Genomic DNA, 12240 nt, shown 5'->3' with positions numbered 1-12240 from the left:
TTATGAAAGTTTTAGGAGTTATACCAGCGAGAGGAGGTTCTAAAGGAGTTCCAAGAAAAAATATCAAAGATTTAAAAGGTAAACCACTTATTGGATACACTATAGATGCTGCCTTGAATTCAATATTAGATAGAGTAATTGTATCTACTGATGATAAAGAAATTTCGGAAATAGCGAATAAATTGGGAGTAGAAACACCGTTTACTAGACCTAAAGACCTAGCCAGTGATACCGCTAGCTCAATTGATGTAGCAGTTCATGCTCTAAACGAAATGGAGAAAATAGATGGAGTAATGTATGATGCGTTTATGTTATTGCAACCTACTACACCTTATAGAGCTTCAAAGGACATTAATTTAGCAATTGAAAAATTACAAAGATCAGATGCAGATAGTGTAATTAGTGTAGTTGATGTTGAAGCATCCCATCCAGCTCGAATGAAATATATGAGAAAGGGTAAGTTGGTAGATCCACCATTTTGCGAAGCTTATGAGAACCAAAACAGGCAGGAACTTGAACCTATGTATATTAGAAATGGTGCAATTTATTTAACAAGAAGAGAAACTCTTCTTAAAAAATCATATAAAGGAGAAAATTGCGAGGGATTGATAATGCCTCCAGAAAGATCTGTGAATATAGATACATTATCTGATTTTGAATACGCAGAATGGATTTATGGAAAGAAAGGATTATGAGGATACTACATTTAGAACCATATAATTATTCTAAAGAAAAACTAAGTTCTTTAAGAAAGGATTGTTTTTTGCAAGAAGAAAATTTTAAAATTCAAGAAGAACTTCAACTGCACTTGAAAAATTATCAGTATGATGTTATTTTTACGAGATTGGGATTAAGTCTAGATAAACAAATACTATCATTACAAAGAGAATTAAAATATGTTGTTACACCTACTACAGGATTAAATCATATAGACTTAAACTATTGCAACGATAACAAAATAAAAGTTGTAAGCCTAAAAGGAGAGATTGAATTTTTAACTACAGTAAAAAGTACAGCTGAACATACTTGGGCCTTATTACTCACATTAATCAGGAATATTCCTGTTGCATTTCAACAAGTAAAGAATGATATTTGGGAGCGACATCAGTTAATGGCAGATGAGCTTGATGGTAAAACAATAGGAATTATTGGTTATGGTAGGTTAGGGAAAATCATTGCTAGATATGCTAAAGCATTTGATATGAGTGTCTTAGTGAATGATACTAGGGAAATTGAAGATGAGGTTAAAGAGGGAGAAAAAAATGTTAGTTTAGAAGTATTATTACGTAATTCAGATATCATTTGTTTGATGATTACTTATGAAGAGAGGAATATTAACTTTTTAGATTATTCTAAAATTCAAATGATGAAAGATCAAGTTATTTTGATCAACACATCAAGAGGGGAAATGGTAAATGAAGATGCTTTGATTCAAGCATTAAAAAGTAAAAAAATATCAGGTGTTGCTACTGATGTTTTAAAAAATGATTCGATATGGAATGGGAAATTACCTATTGTACCTGAAATAATTAAGTATGCAAAAAAGAATGACAATGTCATAATTACTCCACATATGGGAGGATATGGAAAGGTTTCCATCAAAAAAACAAGAGATTTTATAACGGATAAATTCCTAAACCAAATAGAAAAATGAAACCCACAATTATAGCAGAATGCTGTCAAAATCATAATGGAGATAGAGAACTTCTTAAAAAAATGATTCATAAAGCTGCAGAAAACGGTGCAGATTATGTAAAGATACAAGCAATTCGTTCTAAAGAGCTTAGTTATAGAGAACGTTTTGAAGAAGGTATTATAGAGAATCAAATAGTTAAAGCTATTAAAAGACCTTATAAGCTAGAGTTTGAAAGACTAGCCAAATTAGACCTTTCCATAGAAGATGAGGCATGGTTTGTAGAGGAGTGTTGGAGAGCTGGTATAGCTCCAATGACTACCGTCTTTAGTAGAACAGGTGCTAGAGAGGTGAAAGATTTAGGTTATGAAGCGATCAAAGTTGCAAGTTATGATTGTGCTTCTTTTCCATTACTAAGAGAGATTAAAAATTATTGGAAAAAGATTTTTGTGTCTACTGGAGCAACTTATAATGAGGAAATAGAAAAAGCATCCAAGATATTGCAAGACATAGATGCTACTTTTTTGCATTGCGTGACTATTTATCCAACACCTATGGAGGAACTTCATTTAAAAAGATTAGCTTTTTTAAGAAAATTTAGTAAAAATGTAGGGTATAGTGATCATTCAAAGCCAAAGGAGACTCAGTTGTGGGCTAGTAAAATTGCATTAGCTTTAGGTGCAAGTTGTATTGAAAGACACTACACCATTTTAGATGATGATCAAACAAAAGATGGTCCGGTTTCAATTAACCCTCAAGAGTTAAATGAATTAAATGAATTTGCAAAACTTTCTCGTTATGAAATGATGGAAAAAATTAAGAAAGGATACCCCAATTGGGATATTTCTCTTGGTAAAGAAAACAGAGAAATGTCTCATGCTGAAATATTAAATAGAGATTATTATAGAGGTAGGTTTGCAAGTTTAGTCGATGGTAAGCATATTTTTAACTGGGAAGACGTAGAATTTTAACTTAAAACTAATATGAAGACTAATCAAGACCTTAAATCCTTTTATGAAGCCATATATCAAAAAGGAGAACAATCGTATTTTAGTAAGTTTGAAAACGGAGCAAACAAAAGTGAAAATGATGATATCGTTATGAAAAATTTAAGCGACGTAAAAGGAAAAACAGTTCTAGATATTGGTTGTGGTACAGGAGAACTTATATATAGAATTGCAAAGCAAGGAGTTTCTGAGGCCTATGGGATAGATTACAGTGAATCTGCTATTAAAACCGCCAAAGAAAAACCTGTAGTAAATAATTGTCATTTTTCCACTACTGATTTTAATGATTGGGATCAGCCAGTAGACTTAATAATAAGTTGTGGTACTTTTGAACATATGGATGAACCATGGACAATGATGAAAAAAGTGAGTAACCTATTGCAGACAGGAGGAGAATTAATTCTTACCTGTCCACACTTTTATAATTTTAGAGGAATAGTGTGGATAAGTCTTCAGAAATTGTTAGGTGTACCTATGTCATTAACTGATGTACACTCAATTAGTCCTGCGGATATGATGAAATGGGGTAAGGAAGCAGGATTAAATCTAGAAGTGGTAGAATCTTATGATTATGAAAGAGCTAATGGTAAGTGGATGATTCAAGATATGAAGAAAAGACTTACCAATGCGCTGAGAGATGCTGAACTTGCTAATGATAATGTAGATAGTCTTTTAAATTGGTTTGAAGATTTAATTATTTATAACAATGATAATAGAATAACTATGGATGGGGCAAATTGTTTGTACAAATTTGTGAAGAATTAAATCAACATATGAGAAAGAAGATTTTCATTGCAATTGCATTTGGAACTAGTGTAAGAGATGTTCTAAGAAACGATACATTTAAAGTATTAAAAGAACAAGAAAATTTAGATTTAGTATTATTTCTGCAAGATACTGGTGAAGAAATTGTTGAAGAGTTCGGAGGAGATAATGTTAGTTTTGAAACAATTTTACCTTATCAGCCAACTTTAGTAGAAAGATTTTTATTGCCATTCCATAAAGCTATTTTAAGAAAGAAATCAAAAACAATCGATATGGGTTCGATGGATGGAAACACCAAGACAATGGATAATCTTACTCCTTTGGCTAATTTTCTTAAATTTCTTTTAGGCTATAGGAATGTTAACAAGTTAATCTTTTGGATGTACAGAGTTTTTACCAAACCAAAAATGTATGAAGATATCTTTGAAAAATACAAACCTGATTTAGTAATTGTTACTAGAGTGCTTAGTTATTCAAAAGATTATAGTATTATGAGAATGGCAGCTAAAAAGAAGATTCCTACAATTAGCTTAGTGAGTAGTTGGGATAACCTAACAAGCAAAGGGTTTTTTCCGTTTTCTTTAAAATCTCTAGTAGTATGGAATAATGTCATGAAACAAGAAGCCGTTGATTTATTTGACTTCCCTAAAGAGAAAATTTTTGTTAGCGGTATTCCCAGATATGATGTGTTTTTTAGAGAGGAAAATTTTGATTCAAAACAAGATTTCTTCGAAAAGAACGGTTTAGATATTTCAAAAAAATTAATAGTGTATGCTACAGGAAGCGGAACTATAGGAAGATCAATTATAGACCCAATATCGCCTGAACGAGATATTGTTAAGTTTATAGCAGATACTATCAAAGAGAATAACATAAATGATTCCGTACAATTAGTTGTTAGGTTACATCCTCAGGCCAAACCTGAGCATTACCAAGAATTGATTAATAGAAAAGATGTATTTGTACATATACCAGGGAAGAGTTCTCAATTCCAGGATCGCCTTTTTTCTAAAAACGATGATGTAGAATTTGGAGAGTATATGAAGTATGCGGATTTAGTTATTAATTTTGGGTCAACAGTTACATTGGATGCGGCAGTCTTCAATACACCTATTGTATGTGTGAATTTTGATTTCTTGGGAGAAAGACCGTACAAAATATCTCCAAGACGTATTTATGAGTTTGATCATTACGCAAAATTAAAAACTACTGGAGGATTTGATATTTCAGAATCGAGAGAGGAATTAATAAATGATATTAATAATGCTTTAAAAAACCCTCAACACCTTGAAGAGAATCGTAGAAAGATTGTAGATCAACAATGTGTTTTTACTGATGGTAAATCAGGGCAAAGAATTGCTGAACATATACTAAAAATTATTAATTCCTAATGAATTGGCTAAAAAAGTATATGCCTTGGTTTGATTTTAGCGTTTTTTTCAAATATGCTGGGGGCAATATTTTTTTTCAAATAGTAAGTATTGTTGCTGAATTTGCAGTATTAAAATTAGTAGATGTACAGGAAATAGGTATCTGGCAATATGCTCTTTTATTACAAGGATATGTTATTATCTCCAGATTAGGAATTATTAATGCATTTAATAGAGATTACCCTTATTTGAAATCTTCCGAAAAAGATGAAAAAGCAAGATTAATACTTAGTACGACAGCGTTTCATGTAACATTAAGTATGATTTTACAATCATGTTTCTTCTTACTTATCGGGATATACCAAATATTAATAGATTCATCATGGTATTTAGTCTTAACCATGTTTGTAATGTGTTTCTATACAATACTTGAAGCATCAGCTAATTTTGAAGAAGCAAAGTTAAGAGCTTCAATTTCTTTTAATAAAATTACTCTGGCAAAAATTTTAGTTTCATTAATTAGTTTAGCCGCTTTATTTTTTCCATATTATTTGGGCTACAAAGGGCTTTTAATTAGAGTAATCCTAATACAGTTATTTTTAGTGCTATTTTACAAGTTTAAACAAAAACAAAAGAGTCGTAGAAAGTTTTATAAAAAATACTGGCTTGAACTTTTTAAAGATGGATGGAAATTATGGTTATGGAGTTATTTGAAATCTTTTAACCGTTCTTTACCTAAATTGTTTTTAGTAAGTTTTGCTTCTTTATCTGCCCTTGGTTTATTTACTCCTGTGAATTGGATGTTACTTTCAATTACTTTGTTTACTACAAGTTTAAACTCCTATTTGTATCCAAATTTTAGCCAGCGATTTGCAAAAGGAGATAAGAAAATAATTGGTCAATCACTTTTAGTTAATATAATGACTTTTGGAGCTTTTATTCCTATAATGGCTATTATGTATATATCAGTGCCATTTTTAATAGATGCTTTTTTACCAGAGTATCAAGAAGCAATTTTACCAATGAGAATTGCAATGATAGCTAGCCTTTTTGATGTTTTTTCTGTAAGTGCAACTGTATGGGTATCAATGAAAGATTGGGGAAGGATGTATTTTTATATAGTAGGTGCACTGATTTTAAGGTTATGTAGTTTGATTTGGTTATATTATAACCAATCCAACATTTTGTATAATACAAGCTTAAGTATATTGTTCACTTCTGTTTTTACTTCTGTTTTAGTCATAACGATGCTGTTAATTCAAAAGAAGAAAGAAAATATTGTTCTCGAAAAGTAATTTAAAAAACTCTTTAGTTTAATGAATATAAATCGTGTAATAGTAGCTGGTGTTTTTAGTTTCCCAACTGGCCAAGCCGCATCTTCAAGAATATTAAATTTAACAAGAGGCTTTATGGACCATGTTGATGATGTTCAAGTTATTTGTTCTTATTATAATGAAGATGGAAAAGAATTTAAACAAAAAGGTCATTTTCAGTTTTGTAATAAATCAATACCCTTTATTGCTATGGCACCACATGTTTTTGAGGGAAATAGTATAATTAAAAGGGTTGAAAATAGATTGTCTTATTATAAAGTTACAAAACTACTAGTGAATTCTATTCTAGAAACACTTGAGGGACATGATAAAGAGATGATTTTTACTTACGGAAGAAGTTATACTTTTTTAAACTTATTATTAAAAAAGATTAAAAAGAAAAATTATAAGACAAAGATTGTATTCGATGTAGTTGAACCTCCGATGGTAAAGAACTCTAGGATAGAGTACATAAAACATCCATTTTTATGGGAATCTTCATTAGTATTTAAAAAATTATTACCAAAATTTAGTGCTTGTACATTTATCACTTACAAGTTAAAAGAAGAGTATGGGAAAGCAATTGATAAATTTTCGATTGTCCCATCAGTATTATATTCTAAAGAGAAAAAGGGTTATGTAAAATTTAATGATAACGAGTTAGTTATAGGTTATTTCGGAGCATTAATAAATAAGGATTACCCTCAATTATTATATAACTTGTGTTTGGATTTGTATAATAAAGAACAGTCTTTTAAACTTCGGATTATTGGAAGATTTAGAAATTTTTCTGAAGGGAGAGAATGGGAAAAAAGATTTGTTAATAGTCCTTTTAAAAATTCTGTAAGCTTGCATTTTAACCCATCAGAAAAGGAGAAAATGGAACTATTGAGAGGTGTGAAATTTTTAGTATTATTTAGAAAACCTGAACCTTTACAAGAGTTTACATTTCCAACAAGGGTAGTAGAGGTTTTAGGATTACATAAAGTTTTAATAATGAATAGTTTTGGAGATTTACCAAGGTATTTTATTGATTTGAAAAATTGTATCTTTCTTCCTTCAAATGAATTAAGGATAACTTCTGAAAAGTTAATTCGATCTAACAATAATAACACATATACCAAATTAGTCAAAGAAGCTTCAAAATTATTAGAAAATGATTTCAATTCTAGTATACAAGCAAAAGAAATATTAAACCAATTTTTATGATTTCTAAAGGGTATTCTTATCGTAAAATATCGGGTATTCTTTTCTTTTTGTTTATTCTATCAGTTGGATTACATAAAAGTAACTATTTAATTAATCAATTATCGGGAGTAAATATTGAAAGTATAATAGGAATTACCTTGTTGGCATTTCCATTACTTTTTCTATTTTTATCATACTATTATAGCCCGTCAAGAAGAATTTATTCTATTAAAAGAAAGGATTCTTTTGTTGTTAATATTATATTTTTTTATGTCCATTGTTTGTTGGTTTATGGAGTTATTAGAGGAAATGATCTTTCATCTTTATTTCAAGAATACTGGACTTCTCTGGTAATATTGCTAGCATATAAAATCTCATCAGAAGATTATATATGGAAAATGTTTGAAGGAAAACTTAGAATAACATTTTTTGTATTTGCAGGATTAGTGTTTTTAGGGAGGTCATATACATTAGAGCACCTATCTGTATTAGGTTATGATGCATTAGAGACAGGAAATACAACAGCTGTTTTGTCATATACAATGGCTCCTATGTTAGATTTTTGGCCTTTTCTATTTCTTCTACCTTTTTTTAACAAAGAGAAAAAAGTTAGGAATAAAATTTTAATATTCTTACCTCTAATTGTTTATTTAGGTTTTCAACTATATTTCCTTAAAAGAGCTCCATCTGCAAGAGCTATTTCTTTTTTAATATTAGCTACGGCAATAAATATGAAAATAACGGGGAACTCAAAGATTTTTATAAGACAAATATTTCTTTTAGGTACAATAGCTAGTTTGATGTTCGTTTTTACACCAGAAGCTCTTGTGAAACGTTTTCAGACTAAAGATACAGCCAGACAAGATGAAGCAGTACAAATGATTTCCCAGTTGTCGGTTTATGAATTATTAATTGGCCGTGGTTTGGGGGGAGATTATGTTGTAAATCAAGGAGGAATAGTACAATTCATAGATAATAAGGGAAAACCTGTAAGTACTAGTGTACATATTGGAGCGGTATACCCAATACTGAAAGGAGGATTTTTCTTCTTCTTTTTAGTATTATTCCATATACTATCTACAGTATATAAATCTGCTATAAGAATTAAAGAGTTGTCAAGTAGAGAATTAAGTTGTTTAGTTTTTCTAATAATATATAGTTTATTTCGATTAATTGAAGGACCTTTGACACCAGGTTCAGTTTTTGATGCTCTACTATTTGGAATGTCTTTAGGGTATCTTAACAGAAAGAGTGAAAACATTAAGCCAAACATTATTTAGTATAATGAAAATAGCAATAGATGCATCAAGGAATAGATCAGGAGGAGCAATTGTACATGCAGTAAATATATTAAAGCATTTTGACCCTATATATTATAAGAATATAAATGAAATACATTTGTGGTCGTATGACAGTTTGTTAAACAAAATTCCTGATTATCCTTGGTTGGTGAAGCATTCTCCAAAAGCATTAAATAAAAACATCACTCATCAATTGTATTGGCAGTATTATAAGTTGCCAAAAGAAATACGAAAAAATGAATGTGCATTGTTATTTAGTTTAGACGCAGGAAGTGTTTGTAGATTTAGTCCATACATAACAATGAGTAGAGACATGTTGTCTTTCGAAAAAAAAGAATTTTATCGTTATTTTTTTTCTGCTGCTTGGGTGAGATTATATCTTTTAAAATTAATCCAATTATCGTCCTTTAAAAAATCTCTAGCAACTATTTTTCTTACAGAGTATGCAAAAGATGTGATTTCGAAATATCAAAAAATCGATTATGAAACTGTAGTCATTAATCATGGTATATCTGATCAGTTTAGAATTCTAAAAAAAAACAAAACTAACTTAATTTTAGAAGAACAAATTGTTATATCTTACGTCTCTAATTCGGGTTTATATAAACATAATTGGAATGTGATAGAGGCGGTAGCGATGGTAAGAAAAAAATATAATTATAATATTCAGTTACAGCTATTAGGTGCTGAAGAAGGAGATAGAAAATCTTTGAATAAAACCTTTGCGGCTGTTGATAAGTTTGACTCAAAAAGAGAGTTTGTAACATTAACACCTAGAATAAGTCATCCACAATTGGTAGATTATTTAGAAGAAACAGATGTGTTTCTTTTTGCTTCAACCTGTGAGAACATGCCAAACACTTTAATTGAAGGGATGAGTACCGGACTTCCAATAATTACATCTAATTATGGGCCTATGCCAGAAATTGTTGAAAACGCTGCATTATTTTTTGACCCTGAGAATATAGATACAATTTCAGATGCGATTCTTAGAGTTGTAATTGATGATAAGTTAAGACTAGATAATTCAAAAAAGTCCAGCGAAATATCGAAAAACTTTTCATGGAAGAAATGTTCAAAGTTGACTTTTGATTTTTTAAATAGCAAAATAGTAAATGAAAAAAACTAGAGAATATCAAATATGTTCTAAAACAATAATGGATACAACGGATCCTAAAATTGTTTTTGATGAAAACGGAGCTTCTGATTATTACCATAATTTTCAAAATAATATCTTGCCAAATTGGCATCCGAATGAAAAAGGAAGGAAAGAGTTAATGAGAATGTCGGATAAAATAAAAAAGGAAGGAAAAGGAAAAGATTTTGACTGTATTATTGGATTAAGTGGAGGCTTAGATAGTTCTTATGTAGCTTACATAGCTAAAGAGCAAATGGGGCTTAGACCTTTATTATTTCATGTTGATGCAGGTTGGAATACCAGACAAGCAGTTAGTAATATTGAAAAATTAGTAGATGGATTAGGTTTAGATTTATATACTGAAGTTATTAATTGGGAAGAGATGAAAGATTTGCAAGTGGCATATTTTAGATCACAGACAGCAAATATGGATGATCCGCAAGATATTGCTTTTTTCTCAGCATTATATAGATTTGCTAGAAAACACAAAATAAAATATGTTCTTACTGGAGGTAATTATAGTACGGAATGCTGTAGGGAACCTGAAGAATGGGGGGCGTACCCTGGTATAGATAAAACTTTGATAAAAGATATTCATCAGAAGTTCGGAACTAGACCCTTGAAAACATTTCCTATCATAGATATTTTTAACTATAAAATTTTATACAAATATGTTTATGGTATGAAGATTTTCAAGCCTTTAGATTATGTTCCATATGTCAAAAAAGATGCAGAGAATTTGCTAAAGGAAAAATTTGAATGGGAAAGCTTTAAGCATAAACATCATGAGTCTAGATTTACAAGATTTTATGAAGATTATTGGTTGCCAAGAAAGTTTGGTGTAGAGAAAAGAAGAGCTCACTTTTCCAGTCTTATATTAACTGGCCAAATGACCAGAGATGAAGCATTAGAAAGAATCTCAAAACCAGAAATGGATGAGCAGTTTTTAAAACAAGAGTTTGAATATGTTGCTCACAAATTGGATTTAACAGTAGAAGAGTTTCAAGAATTATTTGATGGTGACAATAAGACCTTTTACGATTATAAAAATAAAAAGTGGTTAATAGATTTTGGAGCTAAAGTCATGAGAGCTCTAGGATTAGAAAGGAGATTATTTAGATGATTGCAATAGTAGATTATGGTGTAGGAAATATTAGTGCATTTGTTAATATATACCATAAGTTAAACATAGCTATAAAAATAGCTAAAGAACCTGAGGATCTTGAGGGAGTAACCAAATTGATTTTGCCAGGTGTTGGGGCCTTCGACCATGCGATGCAAGAATTGAATAATTCTGGCATGGTAGATAAGTTGAATGAATTAGTTTTGAGTAAAAAAATACCAGTAATCGGAGTTTGTGTTGGTATGCAAATGATGGCAAAAAACAGTGATGAAGGAGAATTACCCGGTTTGGGCTGGATAAATGCGGAAGTAAAGAGATTTGATGAGAAAAATATCAATTATAAAACTCATTTACCACATATGGGATGGAATGATATACATACCGTGAAAAAAAATCCAATTTTAAAAAACCTTGAAGAAGACTCTAGATTTTACTTCTTACATTCTTATTATTTTGAATGTAAGGAGCAAAAAGACTCAATAGCAGTGGCTAATTATGGTATTAATTTTACTTGTGCGATTAATCATAAAAATATTTATGGAACACAGTTTCATCCTGAAAAAAGTCACCAATTTGGAATTCAATTATTAAAAAACTTTGCGCTATTATAAATTATGCTAAGACCAAGAATTATTCCATGCTTATTAGTGCATGATAAAGGACTTGTAAAAACAGTGAAATTTAAATCTCCTAGATATGTTGGAGATCCTATTAACGCAGTTAGAATCTTTAATGAAAAGCAAGTTGATGAACTGACGGTTTTAGATATAGATGCTACAAAAGAAAATAGAGAGCCTGATTATAAAATGATTAAAAAGCTTGCCTCTGAATGTAGAATGCCCTTATGTTATGGAGGAGGAGTAAAAACAGTCGATCAAGCACAAAAAATTTTTAGCTTAGGAGTAGAGAAAATAGCAATAAGTTCTGAAGCTGTTAAGAACCCAGAATTGATTACTGAAATATCTAAAAGAGTAGGAAGTCAAAGTGTTGTTGTTGTAATAGATGTTAAGAAGAAAACATTTGGAGGTTATGAAGTTTATACCCATAATGGTAGGAAATCTACTGGGATAAATCCAGTGAAATTCACAGAAAAATTACAAGAACTTGGTGCTGGCGAATTAGTATTAAATTTTATTGATAATGATGGAGTAATGAATGGATATAATTTTAATTATGTGGAGAAAATCAGAGAGGTTACCACATTGCCTTTAACGATATTGGGAGGTGCTGGATCACTGGAACATATAGGGGAGTTAATTAATGAGTTTGGTATTATCGGAGCTTCAGCGGGAAGTCTTTTTGTTTTTAAAGGAGTCTACAAAGCAGTGCTTATTAATTATCCTTCTCAAGCCGAAAAAGATAAATTGATTAAAAATAACTTTAAGTTTTTATAAACTCGTAA

The 12240-nt window shown here is 30.4% G+C and carries 12 protein-coding genes; all 12 read left to right on the top strand.

Going from position 1 to position 12240, the window contains the following annotated elements; all coding sequences use genetic code 11:
* Nucleotides 1–2: 2 nt before the first annotated feature.
* The 12 genes from AAON49_RS04550 to AAON49_RS04495 are packed head-to-tail and all read left to right on the top strand — an operon-like array spanning nt 3 to nt 12232.
* Nucleotides 3–695 (top strand): acylneuraminate cytidylyltransferase family protein, encoded by a 693-nt coding sequence (locus AAON49_RS04550; protein WP_349552957.1) that lies wholly within the window; start codon nt 3–5, stop codon nt 693–695.
* Nucleotides 692–1654 (top strand): NAD(P)-dependent oxidoreductase, encoded by a 963-nt coding sequence (locus AAON49_RS04545; protein WP_349552956.1) that lies wholly within the window; start codon nt 692–694, stop codon nt 1652–1654. Before AAON49_RS04550 ends, AAON49_RS04545 begins: the two co-directional genes overlap by 4 nt.
* Nucleotides 1651–2604 carry an N-acetylneuraminate synthase family protein gene (locus tag AAON49_RS04540; protein WP_349552954.1) on the top strand — a complete coding sequence of 318 codons (954 nt, stop codon included), beginning with the start codon at nt 1651–1653 and terminating at the stop codon, nt 2602–2604. Before AAON49_RS04545 ends, AAON49_RS04540 begins: the two co-directional genes overlap by 4 nt.
* Before the next feature lie 12 nt (nt 2605–2616).
* Nucleotides 2617–3405, top strand: a complete 789-nt coding sequence (locus tag AAON49_RS04535; protein WP_349552953.1) for a class I SAM-dependent methyltransferase — start codon at nt 2617–2619, stop codon at nt 3403–3405.
* Between the two features lie 8 nt (nt 3406–3413).
* Nucleotides 3414–4796 (top strand): CDP-glycerol glycerophosphotransferase family protein, encoded by a 1383-nt coding sequence (locus tag AAON49_RS04530; RefSeq protein ID WP_349552952.1) that lies wholly within the window; start codon nt 3414–3416, stop codon nt 4794–4796.
* Nucleotides 4796–6070 (top strand): lipopolysaccharide biosynthesis protein, encoded by a 1275-nt coding sequence (locus AAON49_RS04525; RefSeq protein ID WP_349552951.1) that lies wholly within the window; start codon nt 4796–4798, stop codon nt 6068–6070. Before AAON49_RS04530 ends, AAON49_RS04525 begins: the two co-directional genes overlap by 1 nt.
* A 21-nt stretch (nt 6071–6091) precedes the next feature.
* On the top strand, nt 6092–7297 hold the full coding sequence (locus tag AAON49_RS04520) for a glycosyltransferase family protein (protein ID WP_349552949.1): 1206 nt from the start codon (nt 6092–6094) through the stop codon (nt 7295–7297).
* Complete coding sequence (locus AAON49_RS04515; RefSeq protein WP_349552948.1) at nt 7294–8556, top strand: hypothetical protein; 1263 nt, start codon at nt 7294–7296, stop codon at nt 8554–8556. Before AAON49_RS04520 ends, AAON49_RS04515 begins: the two co-directional genes overlap by 4 nt.
* A 4-nt stretch (nt 8557–8560) precedes the next feature.
* On the top strand, nt 8561–9706 hold the full coding sequence (locus AAON49_RS04510) for a glycosyltransferase (RefSeq protein WP_349552947.1): 1146 nt from the start codon (nt 8561–8563) through the stop codon (nt 9704–9706).
* Nucleotides 9693–10838 (top strand): N-acetyl sugar amidotransferase, encoded by a 1146-nt coding sequence (locus tag AAON49_RS04505; protein ID WP_349552946.1) that lies wholly within the window; start codon nt 9693–9695, stop codon nt 10836–10838. The genes AAON49_RS04510 and AAON49_RS04505 overlap by 14 nt, the downstream gene beginning before the upstream one ends.
* Nucleotides 10835–11449: an imidazole glycerol phosphate synthase subunit HisH gene (gene hisH, locus AAON49_RS04500; protein WP_349552944.1), complete on the top strand. Its 615-nt coding sequence runs from the start codon at nt 10835–10837 to the stop codon at nt 11447–11449. Before AAON49_RS04505 ends, hisH begins: the two co-directional genes overlap by 4 nt.
* 3 nt (nt 11450–11452) lie before the next feature.
* Nucleotides 11453–12232 (top strand): AglZ/HisF2 family acetamidino modification protein, encoded by a 780-nt coding sequence (locus AAON49_RS04495; protein ID WP_349552943.1) that lies wholly within the window; start codon nt 11453–11455, stop codon nt 12230–12232.
* Nucleotides 12233–12240: the final 8 nt, after the last annotated feature.

Source organism: Pseudotenacibaculum sp. MALMAid0570 (genome assembly GCF_040151415.1).
In the GTDB taxonomy this organism is placed as follows: Bacteria; Bacteroidota; Bacteroidia; order Flavobacteriales; family Flavobacteriaceae; genus Polaribacter.
Note: the sequence above shows the minus strand (reverse complement) of the source record. Positions and strands in the feature narration are given on the sequence as shown.

Coding starts and splice junctions, on each gene's coding strand:
- AAON49_RS04540 (WP_349552954.1), top strand. CDS start 1,651: ATGAAACCCACAATTATAGCAGAATGCTGTCAAAATCATAATGGAGAT.
- AAON49_RS04520 (WP_349552949.1), top strand. CDS start 6,092: ATGAATATAAATCGTGTAATAGTAGCTGGTGTTTTTAGTTTCCCAACT.
- AAON49_RS04495 (WP_349552943.1), top strand. CDS start 11,453: ATGCTAAGACCAAGAATTATTCCATGCTTATTAGTGCATGATAAAGGA.
- AAON49_RS04550 (WP_349552957.1), top strand. CDS start 3: ATGAAAGTTTTAGGAGTTATACCAGCGAGAGGAGGTTCTAAAGGAGTT.
- AAON49_RS04530 (WP_349552952.1), top strand. CDS start 3,414: ATGAGAAAGAAGATTTTCATTGCAATTGCATTTGGAACTAGTGTAAGA.
- AAON49_RS04525 (WP_349552951.1), top strand. CDS start 4,796: ATGAATTGGCTAAAAAAGTATATGCCTTGGTTTGATTTTAGCGTTTTT.
- AAON49_RS04515 (WP_349552948.1), top strand. CDS start 7,294: ATGATTTCTAAAGGGTATTCTTATCGTAAAATATCGGGTATTCTTTTC.
- AAON49_RS04545 (WP_349552956.1), top strand. CDS start 692: ATGAGGATACTACATTTAGAACCATATAATTATTCTAAAGAAAAACTA.
- AAON49_RS04535 (WP_349552953.1), top strand. CDS start 2,617: ATGAAGACTAATCAAGACCTTAAATCCTTTTATGAAGCCATATATCAA.
- AAON49_RS04505 (WP_349552946.1), top strand. CDS start 9,693: ATGAAAAAAACTAGAGAATATCAAATATGTTCTAAAACAATAATGGAT.
- hisH (WP_349552944.1), top strand. CDS start 10,835: ATGATTGCAATAGTAGATTATGGTGTAGGAAATATTAGTGCATTTGTT.
- AAON49_RS04510 (WP_349552947.1), top strand. CDS start 8,561: ATGAAAATAGCAATAGATGCATCAAGGAATAGATCAGGAGGAGCAATT.